This is a genomic window from Terriglobus sp., from assembly GCF_965201105.1.
GTDB lineage: Bacteria > Acidobacteriota > Terriglobia > Terriglobales > Acidobacteriaceae > Terriglobus.
The window spans coordinates 3730167-3750455 of record NZ_OZ241741.1 but is presented as its reverse complement, the minus strand read 5'-3'; the positions used below and the strand labels follow the sequence as shown (position 1 = coordinate 3750455).

The window sequence follows — 20289 nt, the reverse complement described above, 5'->3', positions numbered from 1 at the left end:
CGCACTGTTCACCTAACAAGGCACGTCACTGCAGGCGTATCTCACTCCCCGACCAAATGCAGCACAATCTCTCGCCGGTGCGGCCGGTCCCGGTGCTCGAACAAATAAATCCCCTGCCACGTTCCCAGCGCCAGTCGGCCACCCACCAGCGGAATCGATAGCTGCACCGCCGTCAGCGCCGTCTTCAGGTGGGCCGGCATATCGTCAGGCCCCTCCGCATCGTGCTGGTAGGGTCCATGCTCCGGCGCGATGCGGGCGAAGAAGTTCTTCAGGTCCACCCGCACCGTCGGGTCGGCGTTCTCCTGAATCAGCAGCGACGCAGAAGTGTGCCGGCAGAACACCGTCAGCAGACCGGTCTCCATCCCCTGCTGCCTCACCCACTGCGCGACGGAGGCCGTCATCTCATACAGCCCCTGCCCTCGCGTCGCCACCTCAACCACGTGCGCTGCCTGCCTCAAACATTCCCTCCGCACTCACCCAACCTGTATCGAGTGGCACCGGGGCCGCGGGCTCACCCGCCCGCACCGGCCACCACCGCAACCCTGCCTATCCGCGCTCAAACTTCATCACCAGCCAACCCCCGCTACCATCAGCCACGCCCCCCACCAGCCGCATCGCGGCAAAGGGAGTCGGCCAGATGCGACCCGAAGGCGGCAATAAAAACCAGAAGTACCGCTACGTCCTCATGCCCCTGCGAATCTGACGCACAACCATTACTCGACACAAAGCGCTGGCCCAAGCCACTACTTTTGCCTGCTTACGCTTAAAATGCCGAATTCCGGCAAGGGCGTTGTCGAGGTATTTGACTCACCCTCCGATTCTCTCGCGAGTGCAACAAAACCTGATGAAACAAATACAGTTAGCATTTAAATGACTGTCTGGACGGTTTTCTGCTAAGGTCCAATCATGTCTCGGCCCAGAAGCGACGAGAAAAGAAAAGCAATCCTGGACGCGGCGACGCGGGTTATCGTCACGCAGGGCTTGAGCGCTCCGACCGCGGGCATCGCAAAAGAAGCCGGCGTCGCAAACGGATCGCTCTTCACTTATTTCGAGACGAAAGCCGAGCTCTTCAACCAGCTCTATCTGGAACTAAAGGCAGACATGGCAAACGCCGCCCTTACGGATCTGCGCCCGGGTGTAGATCCCCGGCAGCAACTGTTTCAGGTGTGGCAGCGTTGGATGGCATGGGCCATGGCCTGTCCCGACAAGCGCCGCGCCCTCGCTCAACTCGATGTTTACGGCGAGATCACACCGGAAACCCGTGCAGCAGGCCACAGGACCATGGCGGCCATTGCTGATCTGCTCGAAGACATTCGGACTCACGGTTCCATGCGCAAGGTTCCAATGGGGTTCGTCGTTGCCCTTCTGAACTCGATCGCGGAGGCGACAATCCTCGCAATGGCCCAGGACCCCGCCCACGCCAGGAAACGTTCCAACGAAGGCTTCGACGCCCTCTGGCGCGCCGTGGCCTGATTCAGTTTTCTTTTACATGACTGACCAGTCAAGCACCAAGGAGCACAGCAATGACGAATCAAGCGTTCACCACCAACGCCTCGGGACGAAACGCCTACATCATCACCGGTCCCACCTCTGGAATCGGCCTGTCCACAGCCCTTGCACTCGCCGCCCACGGCACGGTCGTCCTGGTGGGACGCGACATCGAGAAGCTGAACGAAGTGCAACGAGAGATCGAGCGAAAGGGCGGACAAGCGGTGCCGGTTCCTTGCGACATGTCAGACATCGCAAGTGTCCGCCGCGCGGCAAACAGCATTGTTGACCTTCAACTTCCGCTCGCGGGGCTAGTTAACAATGTGGGCATTCACCAAACGAAGCCGACCAGCAGCGCACAAGGATGGGACATGACCTTTGCCACCAACCACCTCGGTCCGTTTGCCCTCACTGAGGCTTTGATTCCACACCTGCCCGATGGCGCAAATGTGGTCTTTGTGGCGTCCGGAGTAGAAGACCCCGAGCGCAAGCCGGCCAAAATGGCGGGGTTTCGTGGTGGACGCTACATCTCCGCAGAAGCCAGTGCGCACGGTGAGTGGGAACCCGGAGGAGCGAAGACGCCCGGTGCGGACGCGTATGCCACTTCAAAGCAATGCACCCTTGCCACGGCACTGGAGTTTGCCCGCGAGATCCCACGTTTGCACTTCAATGCCGTCGAACCGGGGTTTAATCCAGCCACGGCTCTTGGACGCGAAGCCAATGGCTTTGTCCGATTCCTGTTGAAGCGCGTTCTTCCGTTGCTGGTGCCCGTCATGAAGTTTTGGAGCACTCCCAGCCAGGCCGCGGCTGTCATCACGAAAACACTCATGAACGCCTCCGGCCAGACCGGCACTTACTACGATGACAGGGGTCTGCCGATGCTTCCCTCCGCGCTCGTACAGGACCCGGCGTTCACCGCCCGTGTGGTAGCCGAGACGCGATCCTTCCTGGCCCAAACTCCGAATTAAATCAGCATGTCTTTGCTTTGAATTCACCCGCAAAATCGCATGAAACGAAGGAACGAAGATGGAAGCGGCCCACTAAAACTTCATCACCAGCCAGACTCCAACCACCATCAGCCCCGCCCCCGCCAGCCGCATCGGCGACGCCGGGTGCTGCTTGAACCCAATCCAACCCATGTGGTCCAGCAGGATACTCACCAGCACCGACGCCGTAATCGAAATGCCGGTAAATATCCCCGATCCCAGTTTCTGCGCATACATCAAGCCGATCATCGTGGTCACGATCGACACAGATCCGCCGACCCACGCCCACCACGGCGCCCCAGCCACGGCCCCATGCCCCGGCAACGGCTGCCGCACAAACGCCTGCACCAGCAGCACCCCGGCCAGCCCGCTCAGGTAAACCCACGCCGCCGTCCACAGCGGCTGCTGCCAATGCTTGTTCAGCTCGGCATTCACATTCTGAAACGGATTCAACGCACCCGCGGCCGCCGCGAACAATACAAAAAGCCAGGACATACCTGTAGGACGGCCCAACTCACTCCCACGTCAAACCCGCACCGGCTTTAGACCTTGTCATTTCACACATTGTCATTTCGACCGGAGCACCCATAGCTTCATCGTGGGTGCGCAGTGGAGAAACCTGCATTTTTAACGCGAGCGCAAATATCCTGCCCCGCCATCAACCGGCAGAATTTTGCACCAACCCTACCGAGCGACCTACACCTTGCCCCTACAACCTTGCCATTTCGACCGAAGCCCCACAGCTCCAACGTGGGGCGCAGCGGACTTGGTGCTTGCACCGAAACCTGCATTTTCCCAAACGCGATTGCGAAGCCGCCCCGCCAACTTGCCGCCCCGCCCACTCGCTGCTCTTATCAATCCATGCAGGAGCAACCACGCATCCTCGGCCTCGACATCGGCGACCGCCGCATCGGCCTCGCCATCTCCGGTCCCTTCGGCACCCCCTTTGCGATGACGGCGCAGCCCCTGCTCACGCTCGTTCGCAGCTCACTCCGCCACGACCTCAAGTCCATCGGCCGCGTCCTCCGCAAGCACTCCATCGTCGAAATCGTCGCCGGCAACCCGCTCTACATGAGCGGCGACCTCAGCCCCCAGGCGCAAAAGGCGCAAGCCTTCGCCGAGGCCGTCCGCGCCGAATTCCACCTGCCGCTGCACCTGTGGGACGAGCGCCTGACCACCACCGAAGCCCACCGCCAGCTCGACACCCTCGGCCACGAAAAACTCGGCCGCAAATCCATCATCGACCAGGTCGCCGCCGTCCTCATCCTGCAGGCCTTCCTCGATCACCGCCGCCTCGCAGCTTCAGAACCGCCTTCAGAGCCTTCAAAATCGCTGTGACTCGATTCCTGTCATCGTTATGTTCGCTGTCGCCCTGAGATTGCTGTCTTCCTGACATCACCGTCATCCTGATAGTTGGGAAGGGCACAGCTTCAGCTGTGCCGAAAACCTCGGATCAAGAATGGGCTTCAGCCCCTGAGGTCAGCGGCTTCAGCCGCCGAGATAGCTCCAACGCAGGCGAAAACTGCGGCTTCAGCCGCCGAGGTACGAAATCCCGTACAAAACCATTGACTTCCCGCCAACAACGTCATCCAATCACAACAGCCCCGGACGGCTGCACCGCCCGAGGCTGGTTGTTACAGCAACTTCAGTAGAACCACGGTTACGAGGATCGCAATCACGATGGCCAGGATTAGAGTTCCTGGGATCGAGATCGACCCCCTCGCGGTGGCGTTTCGAAGCAATGCCATAACGAGTACCTCCTTTCGACAAGATCACCCCAGGGTTGGCGCCTTGGGGTGTTCTGCTTTTCAGGGCAGAACCTGATCACCCGCGTTTCCCTGCAAGCCTGCAGCACGAAAGAAGGACAGCCCGCAGTATCGCCCTGCGACGCTTCCCGCGGTATGCCCCGGAGGTGGAGCAAACCGTGCCCCACCTTCGCGAAGCTAAGGTGGGCTTCCCACTAATTTGTCTCTGGGCCCACGCCCGTATAATCAGAAGCTCAGGCACGCGCTCCGCCGCGACTGCTACCGGCCGGGCGCGCTCCATTTGCCCTCGCGCCTGACGCTGTCTCAGACAGCCAATCCCATCCCAGGACCCCCACATGCTCGATATCACCAAAAAGCTGCAGGAAGAAATCACCACGCTTGAATACGAGCTCACCACCGAGCTGCCCGCTGAAATCAAACGCGCCGTCGCCCTCGGCGACCTCAGCGAAAACGCCGAGTACCACTCCGCCAAGCAGCGCCAGGAGTTCGTCAACGCCCGCCTCGGCCAGCTCAAAAAGCGCATGGGTGAGCTCTCCCTCGTCAAGCTCGACAACATCCCTCACGACCGCGTCGGCTTCGGCTCCACCATCGTCATCCACGACGAAACCAAGGGCGAAGACATCACCTACAAGCTCGTCACCAGCGAGGAATCCGACGTCACCAAGGGCCTCATCAGCACCACCTCCCCCATCGGCCGCGCCCTGGTCGGCAAGGAAGTCGGCGACACCGTCACCGTCACCACCCCCAACGGCAAACGCGACATGGAAATCCTCAAACTCACCACCATCCACGACGCCGCCGCGTAACGAATACCGCTTCCCTTGGTCATGCAAACCCTCGTGGACGTCGGCCTGGGCTACCCGCGTAAGTAATCCGGTTTTCCTAGGTTTGTCATCCCGTAGCGAAGCGTAGGGATCTGCTTTCCTTCGGAGTGGCACAGCTTCATCTGTGCCACAAAGTCATCCACGACACCGACGCGTAGCTTCGGAAGGGCACAGCTTTAGCTGTGCCATAAAAGCAGCTAAAGGATCGGGCTTTAGCCCCTGAGGTCATCAGCTTCAGCCGCCAATGTCGACTTTTTCCCGTCAAAAGTCCACAAACGCCTCAATCGCCGCATACTACGTAATCAGTGGGACGCACGTTGCTCTCACGTACGACAAAGCCCCGGCAGGAACCGGGGCCGAGTCGTACTTCCTGAGGAGGGCATCTCGATGAAGAAGATGTCGTTCCGTCGTCGGAGGCAGCTCGTACTGCTGCCTCTTGGAGCAGGCAATGTTGTCTGGCTCGTTCGTCAGGTTATAGGCCTGATATACGACCTGCATCATCACCTGTAGAACCACAACCGATCGCGGGTTTCGGTGCAGGAACACCGGAACCCCGGTCACGTGTCACATGTTGCAACGCGTAACACGATACCTAAGATGTTTCGCGCAATATGACAGTTTGTCAATTTCGTCAGATCACACGTGCAGCAGCTACGGCAGGACGGCCTAAGCATCCAACCCCACAATGCTCTTCCACCTCCGCGACCGCCAGCTCATCCCCGCCCCGCTCAGCCGCGTCTTCGCCCTCTCCACCTCCGTCCCGGCCGTCGCCCGCACCCTCGGCTTCACGCCCGTTCAGGGCGTCACGACGGGCCACGTCGAACTCCACAGCCGCGTCCTCTGGCGAGGCTGGCTCTTCGGCCTCCCCCAGCACCACCTCACCCTCATCACCGACTACGCCGCCCCGCACACCGATGACCGCGGCAACCAGGTCGCCTGGTTTCAGGACTCGCAGGAACGCGGCCGCTTCGCCTTCTTCCAGCACAACCATCACATGCTCGCGGCCGGCCCCAGCGCTACCCTGCTCCAGGACGAAATCCGCTTCGCCCTCCCCTTCGGCCTCGCCGGCGCCCTCGTCGCCCGCTTCCTCATGCTTCCTTACATCGCTAAAACCCTGCGCTCCCGCATGAACCTGCTCACCCGCCTGGCCACCACCCCCGAAGGCGACCAGTACCTCTGACCGCCGCACATCGGGCGCCATCCCCGCCGCCAATAAGAACCACGCAGAGGAAAGACGACCTGTCCGCTTCAGTCAGGGACCGCTTCTTGCGTCTAGTAAAGAAGGTCTCTCACCAGGAGTCGGTCCAAAGTTTCAGGACAATGCTCCGCAGTTTCTACCCACAGAAACTGCCCCGCAGACCTCATCGGCGTCGCCGGCCCTTCCCGCGTCGCCGGCCAATCCCTAGCGGGGAAGCAGACGCGCGATTCGCCGCTCCGGGTTCCCAAACCCAACTCCCTCGGCAGTTGCGCCCGATCAGCGCATGAACAGAGATGTTCGTGTGGCACGTCTCCCTCCGAAGGGGGATCACGAAGATCAACGCAGCCCTCTAGTATGGCTTCTCATGCCTTCCCGGAATTCTGCCGCCGTTCGCTTTGCTTGTATGTTCGTCCTCTGCTTCGCGGCACAGGTGCTTCCAGCACTGGCAGGCCCGGGCGTCAACGCCGCAAAGCCGTTCGCCGGCAGCGGCAGTGGCAAGCCCGGTGCCATTCATCCCCTCCGCCTGATCGTCGGCTTCATGGGCGGCCGGGTGAAGCCGGACAATCTCCTGCACAAGGAAGCAGTCATCGCCCAGGACCTTCGCGAGCCGGCCACAGAGAACCTCCACGTTCTGGTGTTCGCAAATCACAACGGCGGCACCGCACTCAGGACCATCCTCAACCTGATCGATCAAGACGGCGACCACAGGATCAGCCAAGCCGAGCGGGCGTCCGTCCAGATTGCCATCTATGGCCATAGCTGGGGTGCCTCGGAAACGGTAACCCTTGCCCGGTCGCTCCAGGCCCAGGGCATTCCGGTCGCACTCACGGTCCAGGTGGACTCCGTGCAGAAGCACGGTGAGGACGACCAGGACATCCCGGCCAACGTGCAGGAAGCCGTTAATCTCTACCAGCGCGACGGCCTCCTTCGCGGGCGCGCTTCCATCCACGCGGAAGACGCCAGCAGAACCACCATCCTGGTCAACCAGCAGTACCACTACGGTGCACGGCACACCATCGACATCACCCGTTTTCCGTGGTTCGCTCGCACCTTCATGCGGCAGCACATCATGATAGAGAACGACCCCGAGATCTGGGCCCGTGTCGAAGGCTTCCTGAAAACAGCCATGCAGCAACAGGACGCGGAACCTGCCCCCGCTGCCATGGCGGCTCTGACCGCAACGAAGCCCCTCGCCAGCCGCTAGGAAACAGCCCGCCGGACAGCACTTTCTGCTCCTCAGAACGTGATCTGCACGGGAAACGAAGCCCCTGCAGCACCAACCCTCCACATCCTGACACACAATTGCCGCATCCCACATGGCGGCGAGAGGAACACCTTCTCACTCACCTGAGCTCCAGGAGTTTCCATGCGTCTCGATGATCCACGGCTTGGACCCGGCGAAACCGAAGAACAACGCCAGGAACGCCTGGTCAAGGCCGCCAAGTGGAACAAAATCGCACGCGAATCCCGCGCCCTAGCAAATCGATCCGCCCTGGCCGGTCGCATGATCCGCCTGGTCCTCCTCGCCGCCCTAGGCGTGGCGCTCACAGCCGTCGGCATCCACAACTTCGACGATCCCGGTGAGATGGCAAACACAAAAGGCTTCGGCAACCAGCATTTCGGACCGCATGGCAATGCCATCTGTTTCACCGCGTTTGGCCTTCTCATAGTCGGTGTGTCCGTTTTCTTCCTTGTCCGCTATGTCCGTCGCGCCCGCAGCTTGCCAAACTACACGCAGCCGACGGCATAGCTCGCGTCACATCGCCAAAGCGCATCCCAACTCACGGCAAGGAAAAACACCAATGAAAGCAATCGTGCTCGAAGAGTTCGGCGGTCCGGAAAAGCTCCTCTACAAAACCGACGTTCCCGACCCGGAAATCAACGACGACGAAGTGCTCATCGCCGTTGCCGCCAGCAGCATCAACCCCGCCGATTGGAAGATCCGCTCCAGTAGTCAGGTCGCCTCCATGATGGGCGTGTCGCTGCCCGCCATCCTCGGCTTCGATGTCACCGGCATTGTCCGCGCCGTCGGCAGGAACGTCTCCGGCGTCACCACCGGCGACCGCGTCGTGGCTCTCGCAAAGAACACCTATGCCGAGCTCGTCACCCTGCCCGCCTCCCTCATCACACACATCCCCGACGGCATGGACACGGTCGACGCCGCCGCTCTGCCGCTCGTCGCCCTCACCGGCGACCAGCTCATCCGCGAGGCCTGCCAGGTAGAGCCCGGCCAGTCTGTCCTGATCAGCGGCGCAACCGGCAGCGTCGGCCGCTGTGCCGTGCATTCCGCCAAGTCACTCGGTGCAAAGGTCTTCGCCGGGGTCCGCAAGAAGCACATCGACGAAGCCAAAGCGCTCGGCGTCGACGGCGTTGTCGCCCTCGATGACGAAGACGCAATGCAGCAACTCGGTCGCTTCGACTGCGTCGCCGACACCGTGGGCGGTGCCGTCGCCACCACCCTACTCAACCACGTCCGCGATGGTGGCGTCTTCGGCAGCCTCACTGGCCCAGTTGCCGGCGCCGAGCTCCACCCCACCGTCCGCGTTGCCATGATGCACGCGCACCCCGATAGCAATCGTCTGAAGGACTTCGCCGAAGACCTCCACTCCGGCAAGTTCTCCCTCCCCATCGCCACCCGCTTCTCTCTCGAAGACGCCGGCAAAGCCCAGACCTTCGCCGAAAAAGACTCGGGCGGCAAAGTCCTCCTGCTGGCCCTGTAACCACAAACCCATGGGGCCACAGGGCATGGCTCACCCCATAGCTCCTTCGCCCCAACAGCTTCTTCGCTCCCTCAAACCTTGTCATTTCGACCGGAGGACGAACAGCTTCATCGTTCGTCCGAAGTGGAGAAACCCGCATTTTTCCCAACCCGCCCACACCTCTTCGCCTCCCCAAACCTTGTCATTTCGACCGAAGCACCTCACAGCTTCACCGTGAGGTGCGCAGCGGAGAAACCTGCATTCTTGACAACGGAATCCAGCCCAACCCTCGCGCATGACACCTGTCACCCCACACCCCTGACGCCCCGCACTCCCCTCACAACGGAACAAGAACCACACTAGATCTCGTACTGCTGAGCATCCCCGCTCGCTTTAGGAGACCTTCCGATGCGCTACATCCCTCTGCTCGCCGCCGTCATCGCCGCCGCGGCAAACGCACAGGACTGCCCACGCGCGCAGGTCGAAGTCCTCGACACCACCGGCGCCGCCATCGTCAGCGCCCCCGTCACCCTCGACAACAAACCCGCCGGCGTCACCGACGCGCACGGCCACTTCACCAGCACCTGCCTCACCACCGGCCCGCACACCCTCCGCGTCGAAGCCGAAAACTTCGAGCCCACGACCACAAATCTCGACCCAACTCGCCTTGGCGCAACCCACCCGCTCACCCTTCGCCTCAAACCCTCCACCGTCCAGACCTCCATCGACGCCGTCGACGAAGACCCCGTCTCCAACACCTCCGTCGCCGGCACCAAAGAACTCCGTGGCGACGAGATCAAGCAGCTCGCCGACGACCCCGACGAGTTCGGCCGCCAGCTCCAGATCCTCGCCGCCGCCGCAGGTGGCGCGCCCGGCCAGGCCATCATCGCCATCGACGGCTTCCAGAACGGCGGCCGCATCCCGCCCAAGTCCGCCATCGCCTTCATTCGCGTCAACCCCGACCTCTTCTCGGCCGAGTACGAGCGCCCGCCCTACCAGGGCGGCCGCGTCGAAATCTACACCAAGCCCGGCCAGGGCAAACTCCACGGCGCGCTTTTCACCACCCAGTCCGGCCAGTTCATCAACGCCGCCGACCCCTTCGCACCCACCAGGGCCGCCATCGGCCGCCAGCGCTACGGCTTTGAGCTCGGCGGCCCCATCCGCACCAATCGCGCCGACTTCTTCATCGCCCTCGAACACCGGCAAATCGATCAGTTCGCCGTCGTCAATGCCGTCACACTCAACGCGAACGCCATCCCGCAGCAGGTCACCGCAAACGTCCCCACGCCCCAATCGCTCTGGGAGGCCTCCGCACGCTTCGGCCTCCTGCTCGGCCCCCACAACAACTTCACCGGCACCTACACCGCCACCGTCAACGGCCTCACCAACGTCGGCGTCGGCGGCTCCACATTGCAGCAGGCCGGCTACAACTCCTCGCAAAGCGAGCACGCCATCCGCCTCACCAATCTGCAGACCGTCAGCGCCAGCCTCCTGCACGAATCGCGCCTCGGCCTCACCTGGCGTCTGCGCGACGACACGCCCCTCTCCACCGCGCCCCAGCTCTCCGTCGCGGGAGCTTTCACCGGCGGCGGTGCCACTACCCAGGCCCTGCGCTCCCATGAACTCGACACCGAGTTCGACGACGACATCCTCCTGCAGCACCGCAAGCACAACATCAAGGCCGGGCTTCAACTCTTAAACAATCATTTGAATGACGATCTGCCCACCAACCACAACGGCACCTACATCTTCGGCGGCGGCACCGCACCCGTCCTCAGCCCCAACAACACCGCCTCCGCGCAGACCACTTTCATCACCGGTCTTGAGCAGTACCGCCGCGCGCTCCTGAACCTGCCCGGCGGCAAACCCACGCAGTTCGCCGTCACCACCGGCGCCGTGCCCATCGGCCTCAACCAACTCCGCATCGTCCTCTTCGCCCAGGACCAGTGGAAGCTCCGCCCACGACTCGAACTCTCCGGCGGCCTGCGCTGGTCTATGCAAACCTCGCCCACCACCCTCGGCAACATCGCTCCGCGCCTCGGCTTGGCCTGGGCCCCGGACCGCAAGCAGCGCTGGGTCTTCCACGTCCGCACCGGCCTCTTCTTCACCGCCATCGATAGTCAAACCACGCTCGAAGCCAACCGCCTCAACGGCACCAACCAGACCCAGCTCCAAATCGACAACCCCGTCTACGGCACACCGGCCACCACCGGCACCGCGCGCGTCATCACCCTGCGCGCACCGCTTCCATCGCTCTCGCAGGTGCCCTCCGTCCAGACCCACTTCGGCATCGAGCACGACTTCCCCCAGCACTGGCACGCCCAGGTCAATCTCTATCTCGCCCGCGCCTGGAACGACCTCCGCTCCCGCAACATCAACGCTCCTCTGCCCACATTCGCGACGGAGATCAACCCCAACGGCACCCGCCCCGGCCCCGCCAATCTAAACCTCTACCAGTACCAGCAAACCGGCGGCCTCGGCGGCAACGTCCTCTTCGCCGACCTCGACCAGCACTCCTTCAAAAAGCTCCAGATCTTCGTCGGCTATCTCCACATGAACCTGCGCACCAACGCCGACACACCCGCAACATTCCCGCAGTCCACCTTCACCGACGCCGGCGAATACGCCCGCCCCACCTGGCAGGCCACCCACCAGGTCTTCGCCTTCACCAACTACGTCTTCCCGCTCGGCATCGTTCTGTCCAACCAGTTCAACACCGCCAGCGGCGTCCCCTTCAACGTCACCACCGGCTTCGACAACAACGGCGACGGCATCTTCAACGACCGTCCCCACTTTGCATCACAAAGTGACCCAGCCGCCATCGGCACACCCTTCGGCCTTCTCACCAGCACCGGCAACAGCGGCATCAACGGAATCAACGGGAGCACCGAGAGCACCGGCAACACCGGCCTCACCAACCCCGCATACGGCACACCCGGCAGCCCCATCCTCCGCAACACCGGCACCCTGCCCTGGAACATCCATCTCGACGGCAACCTCAGCCGCGAGTTCAAAGTGTCGGGCAGCAGCAAAAACGACACAGCCCGCACCCTCACCGCCAACCTCCGCTCCACCAACCTGCTCAACCACACGAACGTCACCGCCGTCGGCGGCGTCCTCGGCAGCCCACTCTTCAACCGCGCCTACGCCGCCGACCCTGGCCGCCGCATCGAAGCCGGCCTCCGCTTCGCCTTCTAACCCGCCGGTAATCCTCGTGAGAGCGACCATGACGATCCAACTACGACCGGAGCGCCCGCAAATGAATGCATCTTCCCAACGCGATCGCGTCGGCTTCCTCAACACGCGGAAAAGGGAGCCAGTAGGCTCCCCCATCCTTACAAGTCTTCACGCCATCCATCCACGCGCCGCGCAGCAGGATGGTTCCGCTTACATCGCATGTGTCGTGCAAAAAAGTGAATGCAACCTACGCCGTGACCGTCCCCGCTTCCACATTCTCACGCTGCGCAATGGAAGTCAGCAGCTTGTCGGTCCGCTTCTCTTCCTCCAGAGTTTTCTCCAGAACCTGAGCGTGGTCGGTCAGTCTCAGGATCGTTGCCCAATCCCGTGCCGAACCATAAGAGGCGATCTCGTAATGCTCAATCTTCTGGGCAGTCGCAATCAGGCCCGCATCGCGAACCGGTCCTTCACTCGACTCACGGACGATGTTGACCCCGCTCGAAATCAGCGCCGTCATGATCGGATCCTTCTTGTCGTCATCGTCGTCTGTCAGGTCGGTCAGCAGCTTTCTAAGGCGATCTGCCTGCACTTCCGTCTCCTGCTGATGAGACTGGAATGCCTGCTTCAGCTGGGTGTCCTGGGCATGCTCGATCATGCTCTCCAGACCCTTAACAATTTGCGTTTCGGTCGAGAGCAGATATTGCAGCTGCCCGATGTAGAGCGAGCGTAGGTCGTCGTATTCGTTCGGTGTGATCAGTCCCACTGAGGTTCTCCTTATCCGTTCCCTCCCTTAGAGTTTTGGCCTTTCCAGGCCGTTGGCAATCGGATCGTCAACGGCGCTTATTGTCCTGAGCCCAACGAAGCACGAGCGCCGAAGCGGCTTTAGCCGCCGCCGAGGTAGAACCCTAACGCACCACAAACCGCGGCTTCAGCCGCCGAGGTGAGGAATCCAACATGCGCACCACCATCGCTCTTCTCGCGGCGCTGACCGCCACCACCCTAACCGCCCAAACCACCAAGCCCGCCCCACCCCCGCTCGGCCCCATCGTCAGCTATCAGTACTGGCCCACCCAGTACATCCAGTTCATCACCGGCCCCGAACTCCCCTACACCATGTTCATGTTCGAGGCCAATCCGGCCGGAGCCGGCGACAGCTCGAACTCCAAGCAGCCCGCCTACCACGCCGCCTTCACCGCAAAGGACGGCACCACCACCAACTACTCCAACACCGACGCCCTCGTCGCCTACTACAAAGCCTCCGGCGCACCCAGCTTCAAAGCCGACTTCGCCGTAGAAGCCGACGAAACCGACAAGGTCGGCGCCACCACCACCGTCCGCTTCTCCACCCACGACGAAAAACCCGTCGAGTTCCGCTTCGTCCAGGGCTCCGACATCTCCGAGCAGGGCTCCGGCCTCCAGCCCATCCCCGACGCCCCCATCCCGGTCTTCGCCTACCGCGAACTCGGCGCACTCGCCGGCGAAGGCACCGCCCTCAAGGTCGGCAACGCCGTCTCCACCGCCGAGGTCTGGAAGGAGTTCGCCCACCCTCCCTATTTCGTCCCCTACCGTGGCGCTATCACCTCCAGCGCCCACACGCTCGTCTTCTACAAGGGCACACAAACCTGGACCGTCAGCAAATACCCCAGCGCCCTGACCACCGGCAACACCTGGGAACTCGACGATGACCGCCACGACCACCTTTCCCTCAAGATCGACAAAGTCGACGGCCCCAGGTTCACCCTCACCGCCACCGACCGCTTCCACCCCGCCATCCGCGAAGTCATCGAAGCCACCCGCAGCGGCGACACCTTCTCCACCGACCGCATCCTCTACATGCCCAGCACCAAAGGTGGCGAAAAGCACGCCGCCGCCCTCACCTTCACCCCCGGCCTGAACACAACAACCAACACCGCCACCATGGACCTCACCATCGGCAAGAAAAAAGCAATCGCCACCGCCAACCTAACCACCACCGGCGACGCCGCCGACCGCACCGCCGCCCTCCAGTTCACCACCCCCACCTGGGCCGCCCCCAAAACCCTCGCCGAAGAAACCAGCACCTCCGGCAACACCATCACCCTCACTGCCCGCTAAAACGATGTGTGCCCCACGTCCGGATCATCGGACGTGGGTTCGGAAGCCGTACCAACTTCACATGCCCGTGACCACAAAACCGCGCGACTTTATGAACTCCGCGTGCGGATCAGCGCAAGCCGACGCAGGTGGGATCCACCGAACTCACATTCACCGCGACTACCTCACCCATTCTTGGAATGCGACTAATGTCCATGAGCTTTCGCACTGTCGCCATCACTGGTCCGTTCGGTGTGGACACACTCAGCTCCAGCCGCATCACGGGCATGTTGTTCACGGAACTGCCCGTCTGCCCCACGTACCGCACGACCCCTTCGGAAGGATAGCTGCGCCACAGCAGGATAGGCCTCACCACAAATCGAATGACCGACAGCAGAATACCTGCGCCGGCCAGCCACACCGTCAACACCATCAGCGCATAAGCCAACGCTGTGGTCCACTCCGCCTCGCCGGTAGCGCGCTCCAGCGAGCGAAACAGCGTAATGCCGGGACCCGGCACACCCATCGAAAGCAGGATAAGGCCGAACGAAGCCATACCGGTACACAGCGCCGCCAGCGCGAACCTGCGCGGCACGCGGTTCAATATTCCGAATAGGTGAAGCTTTCCGGTTGCCACGTCCAAGCCCTCTTCGCAACTGACAGATGCCAGCGTCTTCCAGCGGTTGCTTTCGTTCCGTTCCGGCACGCGATCTCCGACCGACACGCGAATCTCTCACCGGGAGCGATACTGCTGCCAGGAGCGCACCGAACGATGCCGACCCAGATCCCCCCAGCCCAAACCCCCGAGTCCCTCCAACACCTCGCCATCCAGGACCACCTCACCTTTCACCTCGGCGACGGCACCGGCAATCACGACCTCGTCGAAGCCCGCATCACCACCCCGGCCTCCGAGGCCACGGTCCTCCTCCAGGGCGCCCACCTCACCCGTTGGAACCCCGCCGGCACCCAACCCGTCATCTACGTCTCGCCCCGCTCCGCCTTCGCCCCCGGCAAACCCGTCCGCGGCGGCATCCCCGTCCTCTACCCCTGGTTCGCCGCCGGCTGGGACAACCAGCACCAGCCCATGCACGGCTTCGCCCGCATCACCGAGTGGACCGTCCACTCCACCCACCTCGACCCCACCGGCGACGTCCACCTCACCCTCACCCTCCCCAGCACCCCCGACCTCCAGCACGCCGGCTACGGCAACTGCGCCGCCACCATCCACTTCGTCATCGGCGCCGACCTCGCCATCACGCTTGAAGTCACCAACCACGGCACCGCCCCCATCACCTTCGAAGAAGGCCTCCACACCTACTTCGCCATCGGCGACATCCACCAAACCACCACCGAGGGCCTCCAGGGCACCACCTACCTCGACAAGCGCGACAACTTCGCCAAAAAAGTCCAGACCGACCGCCTCCTCCACTACACCCGCGACGTCGACCAGGTCCACCTCTCCACCGCGTCCCCCCTCACCATCCACGACGCCAGCAACCACCGCGACATCCACGTCGTAAAGGGAGGATCGGACACCACCGTCACCTGGAACCCATGGTCCGTCATGACTCCCACCCTCCCCGACCTCGCCCCCGACTCCTGGCAACACTTCGTCTGCGTCGAAACCGTCAACGCCGCCGACAACCGCATCACCCTTGCCCCCAACCAGACCCACCGCATGTCCTCCACCCTCCACATCACCAAAACCACCCAACACGAAGGGTCCGGCGACCACAACGGCACGACACAAATGTCGTTACAATAATCCTGTGGAGCCACTTCGCTTCGAATGGGACGAGGCCAAAAATCTTGCAAATCAGCGCAAGCATCATCTGAGCTTCGAAGAGGCTGCTCAAGTCTTTCGCGATCCGTTACACGTCTCCATTCAGGATCGGACCGAACGCGGCGAAGCACGCTGGCAGACCTTTGGCATGGTCTACGGAGTTCTGTTGATCATGGTGGCCCATACCGTTCGCGATGAGGATCAGGCGGAAACGGTGATACGCATCATCTCCGCTCGTCGGGCGGATCGCAGGGAGAGGCGGTTCTATGAAAACGAAGATAGTTAGCCACATTCTGACGAGCCTGCCACCTCTCACAAAGGCACAGCAGGCAGCCCTGAAAGCGCTGTCGGAACGGCCCGAAAGCGAAATTGACTACGGCGACATCCCGCCGCTCACCGACGAACAGCTCAGGCATGCTCGACGAGGCGCGTTCTACAGGCCCGTCAAGCGTCAGATCACTGCTCGCGTGGATGCTGATGTTCTCGAATGGCTCAAAGGTCAGGGCAAAGGCTATCAGTCCCGCATCAATGCCATCCTGCGCCGTGAAATGCTGGCCGCCTCCAGGCAAAGCTGATGCAAACACGGACGCGGAGCGAAATCGCGCTTTAGCCGCCGAGGCAGGTCCCGCAGCCACATCCGATCCGGCACCCTCGGCGGTGCCCCACCTTCGCCGCGCTCTTTGCGGCTAAGGTGGTGATTGCATGCTCATCCTCGCCTCCGCCTCACCCCGCCGCCGCGAACTCCTTGCCCACCTCGGCCTGCCCTTCTCCATCGAAGCCGCCGATATCGACGAAACCCCCCACCCGAACGAAGACCCAACCACCTACACGAAACGCCTCGCGCGTGAAAAAGCCCAGGCCATCGCCCACCGCCACCCCGAAGCCAACATCCTCGCCGCCGACACCACCGTCGTTCTTACCCAGGACCACGACAACCTCATCCTCGGCAAACCAATAGACCCCGCAGACGCCCGCCGCATGCTCCATCTGCTGCAGGGCCGCACCCACCAGGCCATCACCGGCGTCGCACTCCATTCAAACAATCAAACAACCGTCGAATCCGAGCAGACCACCGTCACCTTTAGTCAAATGACCATCGAAATGATCGACCGCTACATCCGCACCGGCGAACCGCTCGACAAGGCCGGAGCCTATGGCATCCAGGGCATCGCCGCCCAGTTCATCCCCCGCATCGAAGGCGACTACTCCAACGTCGTCGGCCTCCCCCTCGCCCGAGTCCGCCACATGCTCCACCACGCCGGCCTGCTCTAACGCGACGCCTATGAAGAAGACATCGGCTAATCAGGTGACCGCCTACGCCATCGCCGAGATGGCTGATCGTGGGCAGGACATATCCAGGCACTTTAGCAACAGCTTCTCCGTGGTTCGCCCGTCCAACAGGCGCGTCAACGTAGATTTCAGCGCTCCCATGCTCGAAGAACTCGACCGTGAAGCGAGTGCTCTGAATGTAAGCCGTCAAGCCGTCATCAAGACAATGTTGCGAGACGCGCTCGACCGTCGCCACCTCGCTGTTCAGGCACGCCACGTCGGCAAGCCGAAACGCGGCCACAGCTAGCTTGGTTCACCGCACCACCCCACCCATCGCCATCGCCCGCACCTCCGCCACCGTCTTGCCCGCAGAACGCAACGCCCGCAAACTCACCGCATCCGACCGTTTCGCCAACCGCTGCCCGTGCGCATCCACCAGCAACAGGCAATGAAAATACGCCGGCTGCGGATAACCAAGCGCCCGTTGCAGCAGGATCTGCCGCGCCGTCGATCGCAACAAATCTCGCCCACGCACCACCTCCGTGATCCCCATCGCAAAATCATCCGCTACACATGCCAGCTGATAGCTCGGCACACCGTCCCGGCGCTCCACCACGAAATCCCCAAAGTCCACGCCCGCCACAAAGCTCTGCGGTCCCAGGCCACCATCCTCAAACAAGACGGCCTCCCCATCCCGCACCCGAAACCGCAGCGCCCCATCGCCCTCGCACCCACGCCCGCGGCAGGTTTTCGGATACACCGGCTCGTCCTCATCCTCCGCATGCGGCGCCCGCACCGCGGTCGCCAGATCCTTCCGCGAACACACACACCGGTACAGCCACCCACCCTCCGCAAGCTCCGCAATCACTTTGCGATACAAAGTGAACCGCGCGCTCTGCCGGTACGGCCCATACGCACCGGCCTCCTCGCCCGGCGCCTGCGGTCCCTCATCCCAACGCAGTCCCAGCCAATGGAGATCCTCCAGCATCGCCCGCGCATACTCCGGCCGCGCCCTGTCCCGATCCAGGTCCTCATCGCGCAGCACCAGCACACCACCGGCAGCGGCGGCCCGCTCCGCCGCAATCAGAAACGTCCGCGCGTGCCCCAGGTGCAAATACCCCGTAGGCGACGGCGCAATCCGCCCCCGGTACGCGATGGTGTCAGTCGGCATTTCTATCGGAGCACCCCCGCCCCGCCCTGCCACGATATTGTCATTTCGACCGGAGCACCCACAGCTTCACCGTGGGTGCGCAGCGGACTCGGTGCTTGCACCTAAACCGCATTTTCAACGCGAGTAGCGAGGCACAAGACCCACTAACTCGCTGCCCTTGGAATAAACGCATGCGCCACCACCGACAGCCCCAGCGAAATTACCAGCCCCTGCACCACATGCCAAAGGCTCGAGTCCCACCCGAACCCCTTCGTCCAACCCGCTATCGCCAGCGTCAACGCCGCCCCCAGCACATACACCTCGCTCAGCAGACCCTGCCGCCAGTCCGCCCGCGCACCGGACCCCACCACACCCGGCCGCATCCGCGGCAGTATCCTGGGAACCCGTTCGCAATAAGTGGCGTACGCTGCCCCTTGCCGCTGCAGCAGAAACGGCTCCTCGCGCCCGATCAGGCGCACCTGCATTACCGCCAGCAGCACCAGCGTCAGCACCGCCGCCTCCGGCCGCATCAGCATCACGATCGCGACCGAATGCAGGAACGTGCCTAGATACAATGGGTTACGCACAAACCGGTAGGGTCCGCCTGCGATCACCTGCGCCCCGTTCAGGCCGCCCTGGTGGACCGTGGCCGCGCCCAGGTAGGCTGCGCCCCATACCCTCAAAAAGGCGCCCGCCGCCGCAAACAGCAGCATCGCCCCACAGAGCGCATTCCAAACCGGCGCGAAATTCGCGAAGCTCGGCTTCGAAGCAGCACTGGCGATCAAAAACCAGGAACTCTGGTTCTGCAAGAAACCCCAGAAAGGCAAGTGCCAGGGTGCGGCGAAACCCACCACGTACACCAGGCCGTGAATCACAAAGCGGTGCTTGTATTCAAACGCGGTCGCGCGCAGAAACTCGGGAAGCGGCTTAACTGATTTTGGAGTCACTGTCCCAGCATCTCCAACAACCGGTCAAAGTCCTCCAGGGTGCGGTACTCAATGATCACGCGTCCTTTTCCACGCTTGTCCTCAATGCGCGTGCGCAAGCCGACCCGGCGCTGAATGCTGTCCTGCGCCTCCTTCACGTTCGGGTCGATCTCTTCGGCTTCAGGAGCGGCCTTGCCCAGCTTCGCCTCTGGATCCAGCAGCCGTTTGACCATACTTTCCGTGGCGCGGACCGAGAGAGACAGTGAATTGATCTTCTTGACCGCGTTCACAATCTGCTCCGGCGACTCCAGCGCCATCAGCGCCTTGGCATGGCCAAAGCTGAGCCAGCCGCTCTCCAATTGGCTCTGCACCGGCTCCGGCAGCTTCAGCAGCCGCAAAAAATTGCCGATGGAAGCACGGTCCTTGCCGGTGCGGCTCGCCATCTGCTCCTGTGTCAGGTGGAACTCGCGCCCGAGCCGGTCGAAGGCGCGTGCCTGCTCCATCGGATTCAGGTCGGCGCGCTGCAGATTCTCAACAATGGTCATCTCCATCGTCTGCGCGTCGGAGGCCTGCACCACCATCGCCGGAATCGTGGCTTTGCCGGCCTGCTTCGAAGCCAGCCAGCGCCGTTCGCCCGCGATCAACTGAAAGTTGCCGTTCGGCAGGGCGCGTACCGTCACTGGTTGCACCACGCCGATGGAGGCGATCGACTGCGCCAGCTCCTTTAGCGCGCTCTCGTCGAACGCGGTGCGGGTCTGGTATGGGTTCCGCTCGATGCGCTCCAGCGGTATCTGCAGGGCGGTCCCGGCGTTCGTTTCCGGGGCGGAAGCCTGAATCGATGCGGCGCTGCCGGATGTGGTGCCGGGCCGTGGCGGTAAAAGCGCATCCAGGCCTTTGCCCAGGGCGGGACGTTTCGGGGGTGTGGCGGCAGCCATAATGATTTCTCCGAA

Annotated in this window: 22 protein-coding genes; 15 read left to right on the top strand and 7 right to left on the bottom strand. The window is 62.5% G+C overall.

Features of this window, described 5'->3' with window-relative positions; all coding sequences use genetic code 11:
• Window positions 1-41 precede the first annotated feature (41 nt).
• Window positions 42-458 (bottom strand): secondary thiamine-phosphate synthase enzyme YjbQ, encoded by a 417-nt coding sequence (locus tag ACOFKT_RS16500; RefSeq protein ID WP_419805077.1) that lies wholly within the window; start codon window positions 456-458, stop codon window positions 42-44.
• A gap of 448 nt (window positions 459-906) precedes the next feature.
• On the opposite strand from ACOFKT_RS16500, the gene ACOFKT_RS16495 reads away from it, so the two are divergent.
• Complete coding sequence (locus ACOFKT_RS16495) at window positions 907-1473, top strand: TetR/AcrR family transcriptional regulator (protein WP_419805076.1); 567 nt, start codon at window positions 907-909, stop codon at window positions 1471-1473.
• 50 nt (window positions 1474-1523) lie between these two features.
• The gene (locus ACOFKT_RS16490; protein WP_419805075.1) at window positions 1524-2456 is read left to right on the top strand and encodes an SDR family NAD(P)-dependent oxidoreductase; all 933 of its coding nucleotides are present in this window, start codon (window positions 1524-1526) and stop codon (window positions 2454-2456) included.
• A gap of 72 nt (window positions 2457-2528) precedes the next feature.
• On the opposite strand, the gene ACOFKT_RS16485 is transcribed toward ACOFKT_RS16490, so the two are convergent.
• Window positions 2529-2969 (bottom strand): DMT family transporter, encoded by a 441-nt coding sequence (locus ACOFKT_RS16485; protein ID WP_419805074.1) that lies wholly within the window; start codon window positions 2967-2969, stop codon window positions 2529-2531.
• Between the two features lie 366 nt (window positions 2970-3335).
• Between ACOFKT_RS16485 and ruvX the strand changes: the two genes are divergently transcribed.
• The 7 genes from ruvX to ACOFKT_RS16450 all read left to right on the top strand — a co-directional run bounded on the left by ruvX (window position 3336) and on the right by ACOFKT_RS16450 (window position 12159).
• Entirely contained in the window at window positions 3336-3812 is a 477-nt protein-coding gene (gene ruvX / locus ACOFKT_RS16480; RefSeq protein WP_419805073.1) for a Holliday junction resolvase RuvX, read from the top strand.
• A 763-nt stretch (window positions 3813-4575) separates the two neighbouring features.
• Window positions 4576-5046 carry a GreA/GreB family elongation factor gene (locus ACOFKT_RS16475; RefSeq protein WP_419805072.1) on the top strand — a complete coding sequence of 157 codons (471 nt, stop codon included), beginning with the start codon at window positions 4576-4578 and terminating at the stop codon, window positions 5044-5046.
• Between the two features lie 703 nt (window positions 5047-5749).
• The gene (locus ACOFKT_RS16470) at window positions 5750-6244 is read left to right on the top strand and encodes an SRPBCC family protein (RefSeq protein WP_419805071.1); all 495 of its coding nucleotides are present in this window, start codon (window positions 5750-5752) and stop codon (window positions 6242-6244) included.
• Between the two features lie 421 nt (window positions 6245-6665).
• Entirely contained in the window at window positions 6666-7466 is an 801-nt protein-coding gene (locus ACOFKT_RS16465; protein ID WP_419805070.1) for a hypothetical protein, read from the top strand.
• A gap of 162 nt (window positions 7467-7628) precedes the next feature.
• Window positions 7629-8012, top strand: a complete 384-nt coding sequence (locus ACOFKT_RS16460; protein ID WP_419805069.1) for a hypothetical protein — start codon at window positions 7629-7631, stop codon at window positions 8010-8012.
• Window positions 8013-8064: 52 nt separating this feature from the next.
• Window positions 8065-8982: an NADP-dependent oxidoreductase gene (locus tag ACOFKT_RS16455; protein ID WP_419805068.1), complete on the top strand. Its 918-nt coding sequence runs from the start codon at window positions 8065-8067 to the stop codon at window positions 8980-8982.
• Between the two features lie 387 nt (window positions 8983-9369).
• Complete coding sequence (locus ACOFKT_RS16450) at window positions 9370-12159, top strand: carboxypeptidase regulatory-like domain-containing protein (RefSeq protein WP_419805067.1); 2790 nt, start codon at window positions 9370-9372, stop codon at window positions 12157-12159.
• Window positions 12160-12385: 226 nt separating this feature from the next.
• On the opposite strand, the gene ACOFKT_RS16445 is transcribed toward ACOFKT_RS16450, so the two are convergent.
• Window positions 12386-12901 carry a DUF892 family protein gene (locus ACOFKT_RS16445; RefSeq protein ID WP_419805066.1) on the bottom strand — a complete coding sequence of 172 codons (516 nt, stop codon included), beginning with the start codon at window positions 12899-12901 and terminating at the stop codon, window positions 12386-12388.
• A 191-nt stretch (window positions 12902-13092) separates the two neighbouring features.
• On the opposite strand from ACOFKT_RS16445, the gene ACOFKT_RS16440 reads away from it, so the two are divergent.
• Window positions 13093-14232: a hypothetical protein gene (locus tag ACOFKT_RS16440; protein ID WP_419805065.1), complete on the top strand. Its 1140-nt coding sequence runs from the start codon at window positions 13093-13095 to the stop codon at window positions 14230-14232.
• Window positions 14233-14341: 109 nt separating this feature from the next.
• Here ACOFKT_RS16440 and ACOFKT_RS16435 read toward each other — a convergent pair whose 3' ends face one another.
• Window positions 14342-14917 (bottom strand): hypothetical protein, encoded by a 576-nt coding sequence (locus ACOFKT_RS16435; RefSeq protein WP_419805064.1) that lies wholly within the window; start codon window positions 14915-14917, stop codon window positions 14342-14344.
• 66 nt (window positions 14918-14983) lie between these two features.
• Between ACOFKT_RS16435 and ACOFKT_RS16430 the strand changes: the two genes are divergently transcribed.
• The 5 genes from ACOFKT_RS16430 (at window position 14984) to ACOFKT_RS16410 (ending at window position 17570) form a co-directional block, all read left to right on the top strand.
• A complete protein-coding gene (locus ACOFKT_RS16430) occupies window positions 14984-15976 on the top strand; it encodes a D-hexose-6-phosphate mutarotase (RefSeq protein ID WP_419805063.1) in 993 nt (330 codons plus the stop codon).
• Window positions 15977-15980: 4 nt separating this feature from the next.
• Complete coding sequence (locus ACOFKT_RS16425; protein WP_419805062.1) at window positions 15981-16280, top strand: BrnT family toxin; 300 nt, start codon at window positions 15981-15983, stop codon at window positions 16278-16280.
• A complete protein-coding gene (locus ACOFKT_RS16420; RefSeq protein WP_419805061.1) occupies window positions 16261-16569 on the top strand; it encodes a BrnA antitoxin family protein in 309 nt (102 codons plus the stop codon). Before ACOFKT_RS16425 ends, ACOFKT_RS16420 begins: the two co-directional genes overlap by 20 nt.
• A gap of 127 nt (window positions 16570-16696) precedes the next feature.
• Window positions 16697-17266 carry a Maf family protein gene (locus ACOFKT_RS16415; RefSeq protein ID WP_419805060.1) on the top strand — a complete coding sequence of 190 codons (570 nt, stop codon included), beginning with the start codon at window positions 16697-16699 and terminating at the stop codon, window positions 17264-17266.
• Window positions 17267-17276: 10 nt separating this feature from the next.
• The gene (locus ACOFKT_RS16410; RefSeq protein ID WP_419805059.1) at window positions 17277-17570 is read left to right on the top strand and encodes a ribbon-helix-helix protein, CopG family; all 294 of its coding nucleotides are present in this window, start codon (window positions 17277-17279) and stop codon (window positions 17568-17570) included.
• A 6-nt stretch (window positions 17571-17576) separates the two neighbouring features.
• On the opposite strand, the gene gluQRS is transcribed toward ACOFKT_RS16410, so the two are convergent.
• From gluQRS to ACOFKT_RS16395, 3 genes are all read right to left on the bottom strand, one after another.
• Window positions 17577-18434, bottom strand: coding sequence for a tRNA glutamyl-Q(34) synthetase GluQRS (gene gluQRS, locus ACOFKT_RS16405; RefSeq protein WP_419805058.1), 858 nt, complete (start codon window positions 18432-18434; stop codon window positions 17577-17579).
• 143 nt (window positions 18435-18577) lie between these two features.
• Entirely contained in the window at window positions 18578-19360 is a 783-nt protein-coding gene (locus ACOFKT_RS16400; RefSeq protein ID WP_419805057.1) for a methyltransferase family protein, read from the bottom strand.
• Complete coding sequence (locus ACOFKT_RS16395; RefSeq protein WP_419805056.1) at window positions 19357-20274, bottom strand: ParB/RepB/Spo0J family partition protein; 918 nt, start codon at window positions 20272-20274, stop codon at window positions 19357-19359. Before ACOFKT_RS16395 ends, ACOFKT_RS16400 begins: the two co-directional genes overlap by 4 nt.
• Between the last annotated feature and the right edge of the window lie 15 nt (window positions 20275-20289).

Coding starts and splice junctions, on each gene's coding strand:
- ACOFKT_RS16440 (WP_419805065.1), top strand. CDS start 13,093: ATGCGCACCACCATCGCTCTTCTCGCGGCGCTGACCGCCACCACCCTA.
- ACOFKT_RS16415 (WP_419805060.1), top strand. CDS start 16,697: ATGCTCATCCTCGCCTCCGCCTCACCCCGCCGCCGCGAACTCCTTGCC.
- ACOFKT_RS16470 (WP_419805071.1), top strand. CDS start 5,750: ATGCTCTTCCACCTCCGCGACCGCCAGCTCATCCCCGCCCCGCTCAGC.
- gluQRS (WP_419805058.1), bottom strand. CDS start 18,434: ATGCCGACTGACACCATCGCGTACCGGGGGCGGATTGCGCCGTCGCCT.
- ACOFKT_RS16395 (WP_419805056.1), bottom strand. CDS start 20,274: ATGGCTGCCGCCACACCCCCGAAACGTCCCGCCCTGGGCAAAGGCCTG.
- ACOFKT_RS16450 (WP_419805067.1), top strand. CDS start 9,370: ATGCGCTACATCCCTCTGCTCGCCGCCGTCATCGCCGCCGCGGCAAAC.
- ACOFKT_RS16420 (WP_419805061.1), top strand. CDS start 16,261: ATGAAAACGAAGATAGTTAGCCACATTCTGACGAGCCTGCCACCTCTC.
- ACOFKT_RS16495 (WP_419805076.1), top strand. CDS start 907: ATGTCTCGGCCCAGAAGCGACGAGAAAAGAAAAGCAATCCTGGACGCG.
- ACOFKT_RS16475 (WP_419805072.1), top strand. CDS start 4,576: ATGCTCGATATCACCAAAAAGCTGCAGGAAGAAATCACCACGCTTGAA.
- ACOFKT_RS16465 (WP_419805070.1), top strand. CDS start 6,666: ATGTTCGTCCTCTGCTTCGCGGCACAGGTGCTTCCAGCACTGGCAGGC.
- ACOFKT_RS16490 (WP_419805075.1), top strand. CDS start 1,524: ATGACGAATCAAGCGTTCACCACCAACGCCTCGGGACGAAACGCCTAC.
- ACOFKT_RS16455 (WP_419805068.1), top strand. CDS start 8,065: ATGAAAGCAATCGTGCTCGAAGAGTTCGGCGGTCCGGAAAAGCTCCTC.
- ACOFKT_RS16460 (WP_419805069.1), top strand. CDS start 7,629: ATGCGTCTCGATGATCCACGGCTTGGACCCGGCGAAACCGAAGAACAA.
- ACOFKT_RS16410 (WP_419805059.1), top strand. CDS start 17,277: ATGAAGAAGACATCGGCTAATCAGGTGACCGCCTACGCCATCGCCGAG.
- ACOFKT_RS16485 (WP_419805074.1), bottom strand. CDS start 2,969: ATGTCCTGGCTTTTTGTATTGTTCGCGGCGGCCGCGGGTGCGTTGAAT.
- ruvX (WP_419805073.1), top strand. CDS start 3,336: ATGCAGGAGCAACCACGCATCCTCGGCCTCGACATCGGCGACCGCCGC.
- ACOFKT_RS16430 (WP_419805063.1), top strand. CDS start 14,984: ATGCCGACCCAGATCCCCCCAGCCCAAACCCCCGAGTCCCTCCAACAC.